Here is an 18,979-nt window from a genome sequence, read left to right as displayed (position 1 = left end):
AATGAAAGGTAGTTCGCAATGAACTGATGCGGTGAGCCTCCCCTGAAACTTAATTCACGCTGCGAAACACATATAAACACGGGATGGCAAATCGCTTTCAGCTAATCTAGAACGCACAATAACTTGGCTAATATTCACTCACGACAAAAAACTCAACAGTGCAATTTTCGTTTCTGAGAAGATAATCACAACAAAGTGAATAGCGAAAATTTCAGCAAAAAATTAACTGCATGAACAAATGGAGATCAAGATCACGACAATATATCAACAACAAAAATCCCAGTAATAAAAAGGCCTAGAAGGTTAGTGACCACTATCAAAATGGCCATTTCGACATCTCCAATGTGCAATAATTGACCTGCGTCAATAAGATGACCGCCTCGTTAAAATCGTCAATTTTAACGTTTTTGACGCGACCCTCCTCCCTTTTAACGTTTTTAACGGGCAGGTCAATTGACCCAAAACCGGAACCGGAGTTTCCTAACGTTGCACTGAGCCTGCATGGCCATGTGAGTAACCAAGTTCACTTGTTCGGTTATTCATAGTAGGTAACGGCCTGACCAGAGCAAAAAAGGTCAGATTGAAGTGAAACAAAAAGCAACTAGTAAGGAACAGCTATGCTTGCCAATCTAAAGAAAAAACATCTAGCAGTTGCCATCGTCGCGGCCGCAGCATCTGTACTAACAGTACCAACTGTTAGCGCTGCTGACAGAACGGAACTGACTGTAGTACCTGACTTCTACCCACAACTTACTCGTAACTTCAACCCGTTCCTACAGAACAACTTGAAGACAACTTTGGATTTCGTGTACGAGCCATTGGTTATCTTTAACCAATTGGACGGTAACTCACCCGTTATGCGTTTGGCGAAGGACTACACCATTTCGGATGACCTTAAAACGGTTACCTTTGAAATCCGTGACGGTGTTAAATGGTCTGACGGCACGCCTTTCACAGCTGAAGATGTTGCATTTACTTACAACCTCATCCGCGAAAATGCAGCGATTGACCTTGCAGGTAACGCAGCTCTAATCTCTGGCGTTGCAGTGAAAGGCAACAGCGTAGCAATTACGTTGAAAGAAGCTAACTCATCAGCACCGTTCAAACTGGTTCAAACACCAATCGTTGCTAAGCACATCTGGAGCAAGATTGACAAGCCAGAAGCATTTGCTAATGAAAATCCAGTAGGTACTGGTCCTTTCACTGAAGTTGATACGTTCACCAGCAACCTTTACGTTCAGTGTCAAAACCCGAACTACTGGGATGCAGCGAACCTAGAAATCGACTGTCTGCGTATGCCTTTGATCACCAACAATGACGGTCTTCTGTCTAAAATTGTTGCTTCAGAGCTAGATTGGACGTCTTCGTTCATTCCTGATATCGATGCGGTTTACGCTTCTGTAAACAAGAACCACAAATACTGGCCTGCGCCAGTAGGTAGTTCAGTTAACCTACTAGTTAACTTTGAACACCCAGAAGCAGCGAAGAACGAAGCATTGACCAACATTGATTTCCGTCGCGCGATGTCTACTGCCATCGACCGTCAATCAATCATCGATATCGCGTTTTATGGTGCAGGTACGCCTAACCATTCTGCGGCAGGTATTGCAGCGCTTTATCAAAGCTGGTCAGACGCTGATACCTTCAACAGCGCAAAAGCTTACAACACCTACAACGTTGAAAAATCTAAAGCGCTGCTGAAAAAAGCTGGCTTTAAAGACATCAACGGCGATGGTTTTGTTGAAACGCCAACAGGTAAGAGCTTTGAGCTTGAAGTTCAAACTCCATCTGGCTGGACTGACTGGAACAACACCGCACAACTAGCAGCAGAGAACTTGGCTGACGCTGGCATCAAAGTGAAAGCAGTAACTCCAGACTTCTCTGTGTACAACGAGAAAATGGCTGGTGGTTCTTTTGACGTAGCTCTGACGAACTACTTCACTGGTCCAGATCCACACCAGACTTGGGATACTGGTTTCCACTCACGTTTCATGGGTAAAGAAGGTAACCCACGTTTCGCGATGCACCGTTTCCAAAGCGCAGAGCTTGATAAGTTGCTTGAAAGCTTCTACTCAACTGCTGACAAGTCAGAGCAAATGGAAGTTGCTCACAAGATTGAAAAGATCCTTTCTGACAATCAAGTGGTAATCCCTGTTCTTTCTGCTGCGTCAATGTATCAGTTCAACGAAAGCCGCTTTACTGGCTGGTGGAATGCTGAAAACGCGAAAGGCCGTCCAATGATTTGGCAGGGCACTCCAGAACGTCTTCTGCACATTCTTGACCTGAAACCAAAAGCTTAATCTCTAAAATCTGGCGGCGCATCCGCGCCGCCTCTTTCCAAAGTTAGACAATTGGTATTTTTGACCTGAGAGCATTCATTCTCTGGTCACGGCTTCGTCGTGCCACTTAAGGTGTGAGTTATGGGATTTTTTCTTAATCGATTAATGTTTTATTTTGGCGCGTTGCTTATTGCAATCACGCTAAACTTTATTTTGCCGCGAGCCATGCCCGGCGACCCGGTTACCATGATGTTCGCTAATGCGAGTGTCCAAGTAACACCAGAACGTATTGCCGCTATGCGCGAGCTACTAGGCTTTGTTGACGGGCCAATTTACGTACAGTTCCTGACTTACTTAAAAAGCATCTTTACATGGGAACTGGGTATTTCAACCTTGTTCTATCCCATGACAGTTAATGAGCTAATTGCCAAATCACTTGGTTGGACACTCTTTTTGGCGGGTAGCTCTGTCGTTCTAGCTTTCTGTATAGGCTCAGTACTGGGCATCTTTGCAGCATGGCGACGTGGCAGCCGATTCGATTCATTCGTATCTCCGGGTTTCATGGCACTCCAAGCAGTTCCCCCTGTAGTTATCGGCATGATGGTGTTGTTCATATTCGGTATCAGTCTTAAGTGGTTCCCGACGTCATACGGTATGCCTGAAGGCGCAATACTCGACTGGACAAGCTGGGAAACTTACAAAGGTATTCTTTACCACGCTGTTCTTCCTCTTATCTGTGCCACCGTCGCTCAAATTGGTGGCTTCCTGATCAACATGCGTAACAACATGATTAACCTGCTCAGCGAAGATTACATCACCATGGCGAAAGGCAAAGGCCTCTCAGAAAACCGTGTTGTCTTCAACTATGCAGCTCGTAACGCATTACTTCCAACCGTTACCGCCCTTTCCATGGCCCTCGGTATGGCGGTGGGTGGTCAGTTAGTTGTAGAAATGATTTTCCAATATCCAGGCCTTGGCACCACCATGCTTAATGCCGTTAACGGACGTGACTACCAGGTTCTTCAAGGGCTATTGATCATCCTGACGCTTGTCATGCTGTTCTTTAACTTCTTGGCTGACATCCTTATTGTTTTGCTTGACCCACGTCTGCGTAAGGGAGGCAAATAATCATGAAAGACTTATTCAAGATTCTTCGCGGCAACACAAAAGCCCTCGTTGGTGTCATCTTGATTATGACATTCGTATTGATGGCACTTTTTGCACCTTTCTTGTCACAGTACGACCCGCAAAAACGTACGGGTAACCCGCACGAATATCCATCTGTGCTTGTGAAAGTGGCACAAGCAAGCCCGGACGGCTGGGTGGCAGAGAACCTTACTGACAACACACGACGTCTTCGTATGTCTAAAGACGCCGATCACGTACTAGGTACAACACGTTTGGGTCGCGACATATGGTCTCAAGTTGTACATGGTGCCCGTACTTCACTATTGGTTGGTTTCACCGCAGGTATCTTCGTCTGTGTCGTCGCAACTATTATGGGTATTTCTGCTGGTTACTTTGGCGGTCGAATCGATAACGTTTTGTCCGGCGCCATGAACGTCATGCTGGTTGTTCCGCAGCTCCCCGTTATCATGGTTATTGCCGCATTTGTGGGGCAAGCAGGCCCACTAACCATCGCCTTGGTAATAGCATTTACCTCCTGGGCTTGGGGCGCCAGGGTAATCCGCTCCCAAACACTCGCTATTCGTGAAAAAGAATTTGTGAAAGCCGCAGAAGTACTCGGCGAATCAAAATTCCGCATCCTGTTTGTCGAGATTCTGCCAAACCTGATCCCTCTGGTAGGCGCTAGCTTCATCGGCTCGGTGATGTACGCCATCCTAGCTGAATCTGTACTCTCGTTCATCGGTATGGGCAGTGCGGGCACTGTCAGCTGGGGCAGCATGCTTTATAACGTTCGTACCTCATCAGCAATGCAACTTGGCATCTGGTGGGAAGTTCTCGCGCCTTGTTTAGCCCTGACACTACTTTCATTGGCATTGGCTCTTGTTAACTTCGCCGTTGATGAAATTGCCAACCCTCAGCTACGTGCACAAAAAGGCATGAAACGCTGGAAGAAAGTGCAAGAAGAAGAAAAGAAAGCCCGCGAACAGGCTGACGTTGTTCCACAAACTGCAGTATTGAGCGGAGAAAAATAATGACTGAAGCACAACTATCAATCCGCAACCTTTGTGTTGACTATATTACCGATGCGGGCGATGTCCGCGCGGTAAACGATGTAAGTTTCGATATTGGTAAGGGCGAAGTATTTGGTCTGGCTGGAGAGTCTGGTTGCGGTAAATCAACCGTCGCATTCTCGCTAATGCGTCTCCATAAGCCACCAGCCTATATCAGCGGCGGCCAAGTGTTGTTTAACGGTAACGACATCATGAAGTACAGCGACGAGCGCATGAGCAGCTTCCGCTGGAAAGAGGTGTCAATGGTATTCCAGTCAGCAATGAATGCCTTGAACCCCGTATTAACAATGGAAGAGCAGTTCTGTGACGTCATCATGCGCCACACAAACATGACTCGCGCTCAGGCAAAAAATCGTGCTGAAGGTCTGTTGGAAATCGTTGATATCCACCCAAGCCGTTTAAGCGATTACCCGCACCAATTCTCTGGCGGTATGCGTCAGCGTTTAGTTATCGCGATTGCGTTGGCTCTGAATCCAAAAATGATCATCATGGATGAGCCAACAACCGCACTCGACGTGGTGGTACAACGAGAGATCCTTCAAAAGATCCACGCGCTCAAAGAAGAGTTTGGTTTCTCAATTCTGTTCATTACTCATGACCTATCCCTGATGGTCGAGTTCACAGACCGCATCGGCATTATGTATGCGGGTCAGTTAATTGAAGTTGCTCCGTCAAAAGAAATCCTGAAAACGCCATACCATCCATACACCGAAGGTTTGGCTAGCTCTTTCCCTGCACTTACCGGTCCAAAAACACACTTGAAAGGTATTCCGGGCAACCCACTGAACTTGCTCGAAATACCACAAGGTTGTCGCTTCCAAGCGCGCTGTAACAAAGCGACGGACAAGTGTTTCAACGTGGCAAACACCTTGACTCAGATCGAGGCGACCCGTTCCACCAACTGCCACCTGTTTACAGGTAAGTAATTCGGCTATTTGCGACTTGTAGGAGTGAGCATGACTAAAGAATTAGGCCAACCAATTGTTGAAGGGAAAAACCTGGTAAAGGACTTCCCTATTAGCAGCAACGCGCTGAATAAGCCTTTGATGCGCGCACTGAATGATGTGTCATTCAAACTATATAAAAGCCGCGGTCTATCTGTGGTTGGTGAATCCGGTTCAGGTAAATCGACCACCGCCAAAATGATTGCAAAGATGTATGCGCCGACGTCTGGAAGTATCGAATACAAAGGCCGCGACATTAGCACCATAACCAAAAGCCGCGATTTGATGACCTATCGCGAAGGCATTCAGATGGTATGGCAAGACCCGTTTGGTTCTTTGAACCCAACGCATAACATTTTTCACCATATCGAACGCCCACTGCGAATCCACAAAAAGGCAAGCAGCAACCCGAAAGAGCTGGAAGAACAAGTGTATGACCTGCTGAATCAGGTTGGATTAACGCCACCAAAAGAAACAGCACAGAAGTACCCTCACCAGCTTTCTGGTGGTCAGCGTCAACGTGTCAACCTGGCACGTAATCTCGCTGTAGGTGCTGAAGTGGTCTTAGCAGACGAACCTACCTCAATGCTCGACGTTTCTATCCGCGCAGGTGTTTTGAACCTGATGGAAGAAATGAAGTTTGAGAAAGAGATGGCGCTGCTTTACATCACTCACGATATCGCAACTGCACGCTACATCGCAGAAGATCTCGCGGTTATGTATGTGGGGCACATGGTGGAATGGGGTGACTGTGAAGAAATCATTCACCAGCCACAACACCCGTACACCAAGCTTCTTGTGTCAGCCGTTCCGGATCCGTCTAAGTCTATCCACCAGCAACTGGAAGGAAACAAAGGCGAAATCCCACTTTGGACGCCAGATTCAGTGGGCTGCCCATTTGCAGGTCGATGCCTACACGCGACAGACAAGTGTCGTGAGAAACTGCCAAGCGTAACCAAGCTGGCTGATAACCACTTCGTTCGCTGCTACCTGTTCGAATAATCTTCGAGCACGAGTTTTAGGAGGTAAAATGCAGCTGTTGACCAACCATATCGGATACGAGCGCTTAGGCAATAAAACGGCGCTTATTCTTGCGAAGCACACTATGTCTGCATCGCATGCCGATATTGTGGATTGTCAGACTGGTCAATCCGTGATGCAGCTGCCTGTTGGTGCTTGTGGTTCTGTAGACCAATGGCATACCGGCGACGTTTATCGGCTGGACTTCACCGCTCTGGATCAAAGCGGTGAGTTTTGCATAAAAGTGGGAGACATCATGTCTCCTGCTTTTTCGATCGCTGACGGCATTCTATTTGATCGCACTTTTTCTGATGTGATCCACTACTTCAAATCCCAGCGTTGTACAGGCACTTTTGATCAACACGATCGCACTGCACCTTTGTTAGGTTCAGACCGTCGTCTTGATGTTCGTGGCGGTTGGTATGATGCGTCAGGTGACGTGAGTAAATACTTCAGCCACCTATCTTATGCTAATTATTTAAACCCACAGCAAATTCCAATGGTTGTTTGGAATATGTTGCATGCACTTGAAACACTGAATTCTGAATTAGCCCCATTTTCTCAAACACGATTGCATGACGAAGCCTTATTCGGCGCAGATTTTCTCGTTCGCATGCACGACGCCGACGGATATTTTTATCTGACAGTGTTCGACAAATGGAGCAAAGACCCAGCACAGCGTGAAGTTTGTGCATACGAAACACAGCTGGGTAAAAAAACACAAGATTATCAAGCAGGTTTTCGTCAAGGCGCAGGTGTAGCGATTGCTGCACTGGCGACCGCGGCGCGTTTAGGTGTAAACGGTGACTACGACATCGCGACATATCAGAACGTTGCTGAAACCGGTTACTGGCACCTAAAAGAAAACAATGCGGCTTACCTAGATGATGGCTGTGAAAATACCATCGATTTCTACTGCGCATTGTTGGCGACAACTGAACTGTTTAAATTGACTGCCAGTCCGTCATATCTGGAAGAAGCATACTACTGGGCCTCTCGATTGGCAGAGCAACAGCAAAGTGACGACCTTGTTTCACATTTTTGGTCAGCTAACGGCGATGGATCTCGTCCTTATTTCCACGCTGCCGAAGCCGGGCTGCCTGCGATTGCACTGATGCAATATCTCGCCATCGAAACAGACTCTGCGCGAAAAGAAAAATTTGAAATGACCTTGGTAAACACCCTCAATTTTGAATTGAATATTACCAATGAGGTCAACAATCCGTTTGGCTACCCACGTCAATACATCAGGAATCTTGATGCAGAGAAGCGCACCAGCTTTTTCATCGCGCAACGCAATGAAACCGGCTATTGGTGGCAAGGGGAGAATGCACGACTGGGTTCATTAGCTGCCATGGCATACATGGCGACGAATTACGTATCTGACTCTGAACTGAAAAAGCAGCTACGCCAATACGGTCAACATGCTTTGAACTGGATTGTGGGTCTCAACCCTTACGACATGTGCATGCTGGACGGTCATGGCCGCAATAACCCTGACTACTTGCCTCAATTTGGCTTCATCAATGCCAAAGGTGGAATTTGCAATGGCATCACTGCGGGCTTTGATAATGAGCGAGATATTGCCTTCAACCCTCAAGGCCAGAAAGATGACATGCTGCAAAACTGGCGCTGGGGTGAGCAATGGATCCCTCATGCTGCTTGGTATCTTCTTGCGATTGCCATGCAGAAGAAGGATGTAGCCCATGCGTAAATATTTCTGTGGTGTCGATGGTGGCGGGACATCTTGTCGCGCCCGTATTGTTGATAAAAGCGGCCAGATCCTTGGTGAAGCGACAACAGGTTCAGCCAACATACTCTTGGGTGTTGAGCTTGCCATGGAGAACATTCAGCAAGCCATTTCTAAAGCTGCAGAACAGGCCGGAATCAGCGATCTTTCTAACCTTTCGGTCGGCATGGCGCTTGCTGCCGCCGAACAAAAGGATGCATGGCTAGCCTTTATGGCGCTGCCGCATCCTTATCAGCACGTGACCCTAAATACCGATGGTTATGGTGCTTGTATGGGCGCCTTCAACGGCGAAAATGGTGCCATTGTCATTGCGGGAACAGGATCTGTTGGCATTTACCTAGAAAATGGTAACCAACACGTTGTCGGTGGCCGAGAGTTTCCTATCTCAGATCAAGGCGGCGGTGCAGTCATGGGCTTACGTCTGATTCAACAAACCTTGTTAGCGCATGATGATTTACGTACCACCACTGCCCTATCGGAATATGTACTTGCGCACTTTGATCACAATCTCGATGCCATCGTTAGCTGGTCAAAAACTGCCAAGCCTCGTGATTATGGGCAGTTCAGCCCAAAAGTCTTTGAGTTAGCAGTGCAACGAGATGAACTTGCCATGGAGTTACTGCAAGGCTCTGCCGACGATGTCGAGCGCTTAATACTCGGTTTAAACCGAAAAGGTGCCACACAGATCGCGCTAATGGGCAGCATTGGTGAACGCATTGTTTCTTGGTTATCGCCTGCTGCACAAGCTTTGCTAGTTCAACCCAAGGCGGATGCCATGGCCGGCGCCATCTTAATGGCACACGGCGATCACAACCTTTATCCGTTTCCGAGGTAAGCCATGAATTTTCGCCTAGACCTCAATGTTATCGATGTTCAGCCAAATGAAAGCCGCTTCGCGTTGGTGCTGCATAATTTATCTGAAACAAACATTGAAAATTGGCAACTGACTTTTAGCGTCAGTCGCTATGTCCAACCTGCCAGTGTGTCGCATGGCACACTCAAGCAGATTGGCAGTTTGTGTATATTTGAAACAGGCGAACCCCTCAACGCAAACGCACATTTGTATTTGGAGTTTAGCCACACAACAAAGCCATTCTCTATGCACGACGAGGGTATTGGCGATGCATGCTTGATGATCACGACAGACAAAGGCATTACCGCTTGCCCTGTTGAGACCACCAAGATCAACTTGGGTGCACAAACAGCCGAGCGCATACCGCTTTCATTACCAGAACCAAAAGCCATCAATCTTATCCCTCAGCCTAAAGCGCTGGTGTTGACGGCAGGCCAATTTGCTATTGCGGATGATTGTGCCATCGCAAGTGACAGCGACACCAATAAACCTGCTGCATTATGGCTCGCTCAAGAGTTGTCGACACACCTTCGCTCTGATATTGCAGTGAAAAAAGATGGCCAGATCCGTCTAGTACTTGATAAGAGCTTGCCTGTTTCGCACTACCGCGTGAGTGTAAAACCGCAGAGCGTAACGATTACCGCATCAGAAGAAACGGGGTTCGCCCATGGCGTTTCAACCGTGCTTCAACTTGTACCAAGTCAAGCATCGCATCGTCACTATTCAGCTTACAACCTACCTTGCGTTGAAATTGAAGATCATCCTCGTTTTGCCTATCGCGGCATGATGTTGGACTGCGCGCGCCATTTCCACCCATTGCACCGCGTCAAAGATCTCATTAACCAAATGGCACGTTACAAGTTTAACCATTTCCATTGGCACCTGACGGATGACGAAGGTTGGCGTATTCAAATTGATGCCTTCCCTGAACTCACTGAAATTGGTGCATGGCGTGGACCTTTCGAAACACTCGAGCCGCAATACACCTCTTTGTCGAAAATCCATGGCGGTTACTACACCAAAGATGAAATCCGTGATGTGGTTGCGTTTGCCGCACAACGAGGTATCACGGTTGTCCCTGAAATAGATATCCCTGGCCACTCTCGCGCCGCGATTAAATCTTTGCCACATCTATTGGTAGAAGACGCCGATGCTTCAGCGTATCGCAGCATCCAAAACTATTCAGACAATGTGCTAAACCCAGGCCTTAAAGGTACTTACACCTTTATCGAGACCGTACTAAGTGAAGTCTGTGAGCTTTTCCCTGGCGCATTCGTTCACATTGGTGCTGATGAGGTCCCCAATAATGTCTGGACAGAAAGCCCATCTTGCCAGGCGATGATGAAAACCCATGGTTATAGCAGCAGCAAAGAACTGCAAGGCCACCTTTTGCGCCACGCAGAAAACTTCCTAAGCACCAAAGGCAAACAAATGTTTGGCTGGGAAGAGGCGGTGTTCGGCGACAAAGTCAGCAAAGACACCGTTATCTTCTCTTGGTTAAACGAAGAATCGGGCCTCGAATGCATCCGCAACGGCTACCACGTTGTTTTGCAACCAGGTCAAGAAACCTATCTAGATATGGCTCAGGACTTCTCTGCTGATGAGCCGGGAACTGATTGGGCCTGCAAGATCCCGCTTGAAAAAGCCTATCACTATGAACCCTTTGCCAATTCAAACGTCACGTCAAAAGAGTTTGAGCAAGTCAAAGGCATTCAATGCGCACTTTGGTGCGAAATGACCCACACCCAAAGTCGCTTCGAGTACATGATCTACCCTCGCCTTTTGGCAATCGCAGAGGTGTGCTGGAGCGCAAAGGAACAACGAGATTGGGCTGACTTTCAAGCCCGCTTAAACGGACAACTGCAGTACCTAGATCGTCTAGGTATTAACTATCGTCGGTAATTACTTCAACTTTTTGAGATTTGTAGAAGGATACACGCCATGAAATACGGCTACTTTGATAACGATAACCGAGAATATGTCATTACCCGTCCTGACGTACCGGCGCCGTGGACTAACTATTTGGGTACTGAAAAATTCTGTACCGTGATTTCACACAATGCAGGTGGTTATTCGTTTTATCAAAGCCCTGAGCATAACCGTGTCACTAAGTTCCGTCCGAACGGCACGTTTGACCGCCCAGGACATTTTGTTTACCTACGCGATGACGAAACAGCAGATTACTGGTCAATCTCTTGGCAGCCTGTAGCCAAAAGCCTTGAAGAAGCTTCGTATGAAGTTCGCCACGGCTTGTCTTACTCAAAATTCAAATGTGAATACAACGGCATTACAGCGACTAAAACACTGTTTGTACCAAAAGGTGAAGACGCGCAACTTTGGGATATCACGATCAAGAACGATGGCGACAAGCCACGTACGATCAGTACTTTCTCTTTCGTTGAGTTCTCATTTAGTCATATCCAATCGGACAACCAAAACCATCAGATGAGCTTGTACTCTGCAGGCACCTCTTATGAAGATGGCGTGATTGAATATGATCTGTATTACAACACCAACGATTACGATGGTTTCTACTACATGGCAGCAAGCTTCGACCCTGACAGCTATGATGGTCAGCGTGACAGTTTCCTTGGCATGTACCGTGACGAAGCAAACCCTATTGCAGTTGAAAAAGGTCGTTGCTCTAACCACGTTCAAACTTGTTACAACCATTGTGGTTCACTACACAAGCAATTCGTTATCCAACCCGGTGAAGAAGTTCGCTTCGTTTACATCTTGGGTGTGGGTAAAGGTGAAGGCCAACGTCTACGTACCAAATACCAAGACCTTGCCAATGTAGATGCCGCATTTGCTGGCATCAAAGATCACTGGGAAACACGCTGCAATAAATTCCAAGTATCTTCACCAAACGAAGGTCTGGATACCATGATCAACGCATGGACACTTTACCAAGCAGAAACTTGTGTGGTTTGGTCTCGTTTTGCGTCATTCATTGAAGTTGGCGGCCGAACCGGCCTTGGTTACCGAGATACCGCACAAGATGCGATCTCTGTGCCGCACTCAAACCCAGCAATGACTCGTAAGCGACTTGTAGATCTTCTGCGCGGCCAAGTGAAAGCAGGTTACGGTCTGCACTTATTCGATCCAGATTGGTTCGATCCTGCAAAAGCAGACGTTAAACCTTCTAAATCACCAACGGTTGTTCCCACGCCAAGCGATGAAGACAAGATCCATGGCATCGAAGATACCTGCTCTGATGATCATCTTTGGCTCGTACCAACGATCATCAAGTATGTAACCGAAACTGGCGAAGAAAGCTTCCTCGATGAAGTTATTCCATACGCAGATGGCGGCAACGCGACAGTTTACGAACATATGAAAGCAGCCTTGGATTTCTCTGCAGAATACGTCGGTCAAACTGGTATATGTAAAGGTCTACGCGCTGACTGGAATGACTGCTTGAACCTAGGCGGTGGCGAGTCATCTATGGTGTCATTCCTGCACTTCTGGGCGCTGCAAGAGTTCATCACTCTGGCGAAATACAAATCGCAAGACGCTGACGTTCAGAAATACACTGAAATGGCAGCAAATGTGCGCGAAGCCTGTGAAAAACACCTTTGGGATGAAGAGGGTGGCTGGTACATCCGTGGTCTAACCAAAGATGGCGACAAAATTGGTACTGCGCAGCAAACCGAAGGTCGAGTCCACCTAGAGTCAAACACGCTTGCAGTATTGTCTGGCATGGCATCACAAGATCGCGGCGAGCAAGCGATGGATGCCGTCGATGAGAATCTATTCTGTGAGTATGGCCTGCACCTAAACTCTCCATCTTTCTCTACGCCAAACGATGACATTGGTTTTGTCACCCGTGTTTATCAAGGTGTAAAAGAGAATGGCGCGATCTTCTCACACCCTAACCCATGGGCTTGGGTTGCCGAAGCGAAGTTGGGACGTGGAGACCGTGCAATGAAGTTCTACGATGCACTTAACCCATACAACCAAAATGACATGATTGAAAAACGTGTGGCTGAACCTTACTCATACGTTCAGTTCATCATGGGTCGTGACCACGAAAATCATGGCCGAGCAAACCACCCTTGGCTGACAGGCACCTCGGGCTGGGCATATTTTGCCGTCACTAATTTCATTCTTGGTGTACAAGTGGGCTTCGACGGATTGACCGTTAACCCTTGTATTCCAACTGAATGGCCAGGCTTCGATGTAAGCCGTGAGTGGCGTGGTGCAACTTACCAAATCAAGGTAGAAAACCCGAACGGCGTGAGCAAAGGGGTAAAAACTATCACCCTGAATGGCGAACTCGTAACAGGTGCTATTCCAGCGCAAGCTGAAGGCTCTGTGAACGTTGTTAACGTTGTCATGGGCTAAATAAAAAAAGGAGGGCATTTTGCCCTCCTTTTTATTCCGTTTTAGAAAGGAGTTCTACCATGATTCAATTTGGTACCGGCGGATGGCGAGCCTTCATTGGTGAAGAATTCACCAAAGGCAACGTACGTTTGGTTGCGCAGTCTCTAGCAAACATCATGATCACTGAAAACGCATGCGAGCCAGGCTTCGTTATCGGTTACGATCGCCGCTTTCTATCAGATAAAGCAGCAGCCTGGTTTGCAGAAGTGCTTGCAGCCAATGGCATTACCGTTAGTTTCATCAACAAATACGTTCCAACGCCTATCGTGATGTTTAAAGCGAAGGAAATGGAAACACATTACTCTGCATGTATCACTGCCTCACATAACCCTGCTGATTACAACGGTATCAAAGTCTTCATTCAAGGCGGTCGCGATGCTGATGAAATTATTACTGCAAAGATCGAAGAGCAGGTTAACACGCTACAAGCGAGTGACGTGAAATCGATGGATTTCGAAGACGCGCAAGCGCAAGGGCTGGTTAAGATCATCAATCCAATGAACGAATTTGTTGATTCGATCATTAACTTCATTGATATCGAAGCGATTAAAGCAGCGAACCTACGCGTGTTGATCGATCCTATGTTTGGTGTCGCCAAAAACGCGCTTCAGACTGTGCTTATCTCAGGTCGCTGTGACGTTGATGTGATCAACGATGGCGAAAACCCTGGATTTGGCGGTGTGATGCCATCACCAAATGCGGCAACACTTTATCGCTTGAAGCACATGGTCGCTCATGAAGGTTATGACATAGGCATCGGTACAGATGGCGACGCAGACCGTCTTGGCATTATTGATGAGAAAGGTAACTTCATTCACCCGAACGAAGTATTGCTACTTCTCTATTACTACATGCTTGAATACAAAGGTTTAAAAGGCTCTGTAGTACGAAATATCGCAACCACACACCTGCTGGACAGAGTCGCAGCTGACCATGATGAGAAGAGCTTTGAAGTACCTGTTGGCTTCAAACACATCAGCTCAAAAATGGAAGCTGATGACTCTTTGATTGGAGGTGAAAGCTCTGGTGGCCTCACAATTCGTGGGCACATTAAGGGTAAAGATGGCGTATTCGCATCAAGCCTATTGGTAGAAATGATAAGCGTGACAGGGAAAAAACTGTCTGAAATGCTTGATGAAATCTACGATAAGTATGGCTATGCCTATACGGCAGAGGGTGATTGCACCTTTAAAGCATCTCAACGCCAAGAGCTTTATAACAAAATATATGTTGAAAAAGCATTGCCCGAATTTGCTTATGAAATCGAAAAAGTTAGCTACGCCGACGGCCTGAAAGTTTACTTCAAAAACGGTGGCTGGGCGCTAGCCCGATTCTCTGGTACTGAGCCTTTACTTCGCATCTTCGTCGAGTGGGAAGATAAAGAGTCTGCGGAAGCTCTGGTTAAGCAAATCAAAGAGTTCCTGTACGTATAAAACCAAAAAGTCAGTCTCAGCTTTAATAAGACTGACTTTTTAAGCCATTAATACTGGCACTATTAGGGGGTAGCTGTCGCTACCCCTTTTGCTATCTCACCAACACACAATCTCGCAATGTATTATCACCCCACACCAACATAGCTTCTTTACCTTTGGTATATAACCCAAACTTCTTATCTTCGGACTCCCATTGAGCACCTGATGCAGAGCGAATACGAGGTAATGATCGCTCTTCATCGTTAAATTGCACAATCGCCGTATCAGACATTACCATCGCATCAAACGTTTGATTATTCTCACACGTATACTGATGCGGTAAGGAAGAACTGCATGCTGATAAAAGCAGTGAAAACCCTATAGCGCCAAAAAATTTATTCATTTAATCCCCTCACTGGCGAACTCAGAGACATCATTTCATTTCACTTAAGTGCTGACTGTTTGCGATGTCACAGAGTAAATATCTTATTCGGTGATAAATTCGAAATATTAGTAAGCCATTTACCGAGAGGCTGACAGCCGACCGATTACATTCAGACACCAGCTATATCTTTACGCTCTAGAAACAAATACAAGCTATCTACACTGTTGAACACACAACTATCGGCATATTTTTTTGCTTAAACGCAAAAAGGCCATCCTTTCGGATGGCCTTTTCGTTTACTTTTTGTCTTCAGCTTTATCTTAAAAAGATGAAAACGAATTTGAAGCCTGGCGATGTCCTACTCTCACATGGGGAGACCCCACACTACCATCGGCGCTATTACGTTTCACTACTGAGTTCGGCATGGGATCAGGTGGGTCCATAATGCTATGGTCGCCAAGCAAATTTTGTTGTATTCCCCGCTTGCGCGAAAAACAAAAATCTGAAGAAAATCTGACTAGCCTATCTCTCAATACACATTCAATGTTCTTATCTGAGTCCGCTAAAACCCCTTGGGTGTTGTATGGTTAAGCCTCACGGGCAATTAGTATCAGTTAGCTCAACGCCTCGCAGCGCTTACACACCTGACCTATCTACGTCGTAGTCTCCAACAACCCTTTAGGACACTTATAGTGTCAGGGATGACTCATCTCGAGGCTTGCTTCGCGCTTAGATGCTTTCAGCGCTTATCAATTCCGAACTTAGCTACCGGGCAATGCCACTGGCGTGACAACCCGAACACCAGAGGTTCGTCCACTCCGGTCCTCTCGTACTAGGAGCAGCCCCTCTCAATCATCCAACGCCCACGGCAGATAGGGACCGAACTGTCTCACGACGTTCTAAACCCAGCTCGCGTACCACTTTAAATGGCGAACAGCCATACCCTTGGGACCGACTTCAGCCCCAGGATGTGATGAGCCGACATCGAGGTGCCAAACACCGCCGTCGATATGAACTCTTGGGCGGTATCAGCCTGTTATCCCCGGAGTACCTTTTATCCGTTGAGCGATGGCCCTTCCATTCAGAACCACCGGATCACTATGACCTACTTTCGTACCTGCTCGAATTGTCATTCTCGCAGTCAAGCGGGCTTATGCCATTGCACTAACCTCACGATGTCCGACCGTGATTAGCCCACCTTCGTGCTCCTCCGTTACTCTTTGGGAGGAGACCGCCCCAGTCAAACTACCCACCAGGCACTGTCCGCAACCCCGATTAGGGGCCAACGTTAGAACATCAAGCATACAAGGGTGGTATTTCAAGATTGCCTCCACACATACTGGCGTACGTGCTTCTAAGGCTCCCACCTATCCTACACATGTAGGGTCAATGTTCAGTGCCAAGCTGTAGTAAAGGTTCACGGGGTCTTTCCGTCTAGCCGCGGGTACACAGCATCTTCACTGCGATTTCAATTTCACTGAGTCTCGGGTGGAGACAGCGTGGCCATCATTACGCCATTCGTGCAGGTCGGAACTTACCCGACAAGGAATTTCGCTACCTTAGGACCGTTATAGTTACGGCCGCCGTTTACCGGGGCTTCGATCAAGAGCTTCTCCGAAGATAACCCCATCAATTAACCTTCCGGCACCGGGCAGGCGTCACACCGTATACGTCATCTTTCGATTTTGCACAGTGCTATGTTTTTAATAAACAGTTGCAGCCACCTGGTATCTGCGACTGCCTCTAGCTCCATCCGCAAGGGACTTCACCGGAGGCAGCGTACCTTCTCCCGAAGTTACGGTACCATTTTGCCTAGTTCCTTCACCCGAGTTCTCTCAAGCGCCTTGGTATTCTCTACCCGACCACCTGTGTCGGTTTGGGGTACGATTGCTTATAACCTGAAGCTTAGAGGCTTTTCCCGGAAGCATGGCATCAATGACTTCATCACCGTAGTGACTCGACATCGTGTCTCAGTGTTAACAGCGTCCCGGATTTACCTAAGACACCCACCTACGCACTTGAACTTGGACAACCGTCGCCAAGCTCACCTAGCCTTCTCCGTCCCCCCATCGCAGTTATAAGCAGTACGGGAATATTAACCCGTTTCCCATCGACTACGCCTTTCGGCCTCGCCTTAGGGGTCGACTTACCCTGCCCCGATTAACGTTGGACAGGAACCCTTGGTCTTCCGGCGAGGAGGTTTTTCACCCCCTTTATCGTTACTCATGTCAGCATTCGCACTTCTGATACCTCCAGCAAACCTTACAGTTCACCTTCAACGGCTTACAGAACGCTCCCCTACCCAACAACTCCGAAGAGTTGATGCCGCAGCTTCGGTGTATCGCTTAGCCCCGTTACATCTTCCGCGCAGGCCGACTCGACCAGTGAGCTATTACGCTTTCTTTAAATGATGGCTGCTTCTAAGCCAACATCCTGGCTGTCTGAGCCTTCCCACATCGTTTCCCACTTAGCGATAACTTTGGGACCTTAGCTGGCGGTCTGGGTTGTTTCCCTCTCCACGACGGACGTTAGCACCCGCCGTGTGTCTCCCGGATAGTACTTACTGGTATTCGGAGTTTGCAAAGGGTTGGTAAGTCGGGATGACCCCCTAGCCTTAACAGTGCTCTACCCCCAGTAGTATTCGTCCGAGGCGCTACCTAAATAGCTTTCGGGGAGAACCAGCTATCTCCGAGTTTGATTGGCCTTTCACCCCTAGCCACAAGTCATCCGCTAATTTTTCAACATTAGTCGGTTCGGTCCTCCAATTGATGTTACTCAATCTTCAACCTGCCCATGGCTAGATCACTCGGTTTCGGGTCTACTCCTAGCAACTCATTCGCCCAGTTAAGACTCGGTTTCCCTACGGCTCCCCTATTCGGTTAACCTTGCTACTAAAAGTAAGTCGCTGACCCATTATACAAAAGGTACGCAGTCACCCCACGAAGAGGCTCCCACTGCTTGTACGTACACGGTTTCAGGTTCTATTTCACTCCCCTCACAGGGGTTCTTTTCGCCTTTCCCTCACGGTACTGGTTCACTATCGGTCAGTCAGGAGTATTTAGCCTTGGAGGATGGTCCCCCCATGTTCAGACAGGATACCACGTGTCCCGTCCTACTCGTTTTCACGATAAAAGCATTGTCGTGTACGGGGCTATCACCCTGTATCGCTACCCTTTCCAGGGTATTCCACTAACACTTAAACCGCTTAAGGGCTAATCCGGGGTCGCTCGCCGCTACTGCCGGAATCTCAATTGATTTCTTTTCCTTCGGGTACTTAGATGTTTCAGTTCCCCGAGTTCGCCTCATACAGCTATGTATTCACTGCATGATACGTGCTTATGCACGTGGGTTTCCCCATTCGGAAATCGTAGACTCAAGTGGCTGTTACTACCTTATCTACGCTTATCGCAAGTTACTACGTCCTTCATCGCCTCTGACTGCCAAGGCATCCACCGTGTACGCTTAGTCACTTAACCATACAACCCCAAGAGGTCTTTATGTATGGCAAACAACCAAGGTTGTTCCTAAGAACATGCTCAACTTACGTTGAACGGTTTTTCGCCGGACTCAAATATGTTCATTCCTCTCTAAGAGAAGAATGAAACCAAGAACACTTGAATGTGTTTGGTGTTAATTCCGAAGAATTAACGTTTTGAGAACTTTTGTTTCGTTACCTCTCGGGTAGAGAGATAAGAAACAGATTTCAATTTAATCCTTCTTTTTTCAAAGAAGAAGTAAATCTACTAGTCAGC

Annotated in this window: 11 protein-coding genes and 2 rRNA genes; 10 read left to right on the top strand and 3 right to left on the bottom strand. The window is 47.5% G+C overall.

The features are described 5' to 3' along the window. Positions 1-617: 617 nt before the first annotated feature. The 10 genes from AB8599_RS02165 (at position 618) to AB8599_RS02120 (ending at position 14,863) form a co-directional block, all read left to right on the top strand. Entirely contained in the window at positions 618-2,300 is a 1,683-nt protein-coding gene (locus AB8599_RS02165; RefSeq protein WP_407332178.1) for an ABC transporter substrate-binding protein, read from the top strand. 120 nt (positions 2,301-2,420) lie between these two features. Next, entirely contained in the window at positions 2,421-3,407 is a 987-nt protein-coding gene (locus tag AB8599_RS02160) for an ABC transporter permease (protein WP_407332177.1), read from the top strand. Positions 3,408-3,409: 2 nt separating this feature from the next. Continuing rightward, positions 3,410-4,438, top strand: a complete 1,029-nt coding sequence (locus AB8599_RS02155; RefSeq protein ID WP_407332176.1) for an ABC transporter permease — start codon at positions 3,410-3,412, stop codon at positions 4,436-4,438. Further along, entirely contained in the window at positions 4,438-5,403 is a 966-nt protein-coding gene (locus AB8599_RS02150; RefSeq protein ID WP_407332175.1) for an ABC transporter ATP-binding protein, read from the top strand. The genes AB8599_RS02155 and AB8599_RS02150 overlap by 1 nt, the downstream gene beginning before the upstream one ends. Before the next feature lie 30 nt (positions 5,404-5,433). Beyond that, the gene (locus AB8599_RS02145; protein ID WP_407332174.1) at positions 5,434-6,423 is read left to right on the top strand and encodes an ABC transporter ATP-binding protein; all 990 of its coding nucleotides are present in this window, start codon (positions 5,434-5,436) and stop codon (positions 6,421-6,423) included. Between the two features lie 28 nt (positions 6,424-6,451). Further along, positions 6,452-8,155, top strand: coding sequence for a glycoside hydrolase family 9 protein (locus tag AB8599_RS02140; RefSeq protein ID WP_407332173.1), 1,704 nt, complete (start codon positions 6,452-6,454; stop codon positions 8,153-8,155). Beyond that, positions 8,148-9,026, top strand: coding sequence for a BadF/BadG/BcrA/BcrD ATPase family protein (locus AB8599_RS02135; RefSeq protein ID WP_407332172.1), 879 nt, complete (start codon positions 8,148-8,150; stop codon positions 9,024-9,026). The genes AB8599_RS02140 and AB8599_RS02135 overlap by 8 nt, the downstream gene beginning before the upstream one ends. Before the next feature lie 3 nt (positions 9,027-9,029). After that, a complete protein-coding gene (locus AB8599_RS02130; protein WP_407332171.1) occupies positions 9,030-10,946 on the top strand; it encodes a beta-N-acetylhexosaminidase in 1,917 nt (638 codons plus the stop codon). A gap of 39 nt (positions 10,947-10,985) precedes the next feature. Then, positions 10,986-13,391 carry a GH36-type glycosyl hydrolase domain-containing protein gene (locus tag AB8599_RS02125; RefSeq protein WP_407332170.1) on the top strand — a complete coding sequence of 802 codons (2,406 nt, stop codon included), beginning with the start codon at positions 10,986-10,988 and terminating at the stop codon, positions 13,389-13,391. Positions 13,392-13,450: 59 nt separating this feature from the next. Further along, the gene (locus AB8599_RS02120) at positions 13,451-14,863 is read left to right on the top strand and encodes a phosphoglucomutase/phosphomannomutase family protein (protein WP_407332169.1); all 1,413 of its coding nucleotides are present in this window, start codon (positions 13,451-13,453) and stop codon (positions 14,861-14,863) included. Between the two features lie 91 nt (positions 14,864-14,954). Here AB8599_RS02120 and AB8599_RS02115 read toward each other — a convergent pair whose 3' ends face one another. From AB8599_RS02115 to AB8599_RS02105, 3 genes are all read right to left on the bottom strand, one after another. Continuing rightward, positions 14,955-15,245, bottom strand: coding sequence for an MliC family protein (locus tag AB8599_RS02115; RefSeq protein WP_407332168.1), 291 nt, complete (start codon positions 15,243-15,245; stop codon positions 14,955-14,957). Positions 15,246-15,572: 327 nt separating this feature from the next. After that, positions 15,573-15,688 (bottom strand): 5S ribosomal RNA (gene rrf, locus AB8599_RS02110). Positions 15,689-15,810: 122 nt separating this feature from the next. Next, positions 15,811-18,703: ribosomal RNA gene (locus tag AB8599_RS02105) — 23S ribosomal RNA — on the bottom strand. Positions 18,704-18,979 lie beyond the last annotated feature (276 nt).

The sequence above is a fragment of the Enterovibrio litoreus genome, from assembly GCF_045679545.1.
Lineage (GTDB): Bacteria > Pseudomonadota > Gammaproteobacteria > Enterobacterales > Vibrionaceae > Enterovibrio.
The sequence above is the reverse complement of the archived record's forward strand: the minus strand, read 5'-3'. Positions and strand labels throughout refer to the sequence as shown.

Coding starts and splice junctions, on each gene's coding strand:
- AB8599_RS02165 (WP_407332178.1), top strand. CDS start 618: ATGCTTGCCAATCTAAAGAAAAAACATCTAGCAGTTGCCATCGTCGCG.
- AB8599_RS02160 (WP_407332177.1), top strand. CDS start 2,421: ATGGGATTTTTTCTTAATCGATTAATGTTTTATTTTGGCGCGTTGCTT.
- AB8599_RS02155 (WP_407332176.1), top strand. CDS start 3,410: ATGAAAGACTTATTCAAGATTCTTCGCGGCAACACAAAAGCCCTCGTT.
- AB8599_RS02150 (WP_407332175.1), top strand. CDS start 4,438: ATGACTGAAGCACAACTATCAATCCGCAACCTTTGTGTTGACTATATT.
- AB8599_RS02145 (WP_407332174.1), top strand. CDS start 5,434: ATGACTAAAGAATTAGGCCAACCAATTGTTGAAGGGAAAAACCTGGTA.
- AB8599_RS02140 (WP_407332173.1), top strand. CDS start 6,452: ATGCAGCTGTTGACCAACCATATCGGATACGAGCGCTTAGGCAATAAA.
- AB8599_RS02135 (WP_407332172.1), top strand. CDS start 8,148: ATGCGTAAATATTTCTGTGGTGTCGATGGTGGCGGGACATCTTGTCGC.
- AB8599_RS02130 (WP_407332171.1), top strand. CDS start 9,030: ATGAATTTTCGCCTAGACCTCAATGTTATCGATGTTCAGCCAAATGAA.
- AB8599_RS02125 (WP_407332170.1), top strand. CDS start 10,986: ATGAAATACGGCTACTTTGATAACGATAACCGAGAATATGTCATTACC.
- AB8599_RS02120 (WP_407332169.1), top strand. CDS start 13,451: ATGATTCAATTTGGTACCGGCGGATGGCGAGCCTTCATTGGTGAAGAA.
- AB8599_RS02115 (WP_407332168.1), bottom strand. CDS start 15,245: ATGAATAAATTTTTTGGCGCTATAGGGTTTTCACTGCTTTTATCAGCA.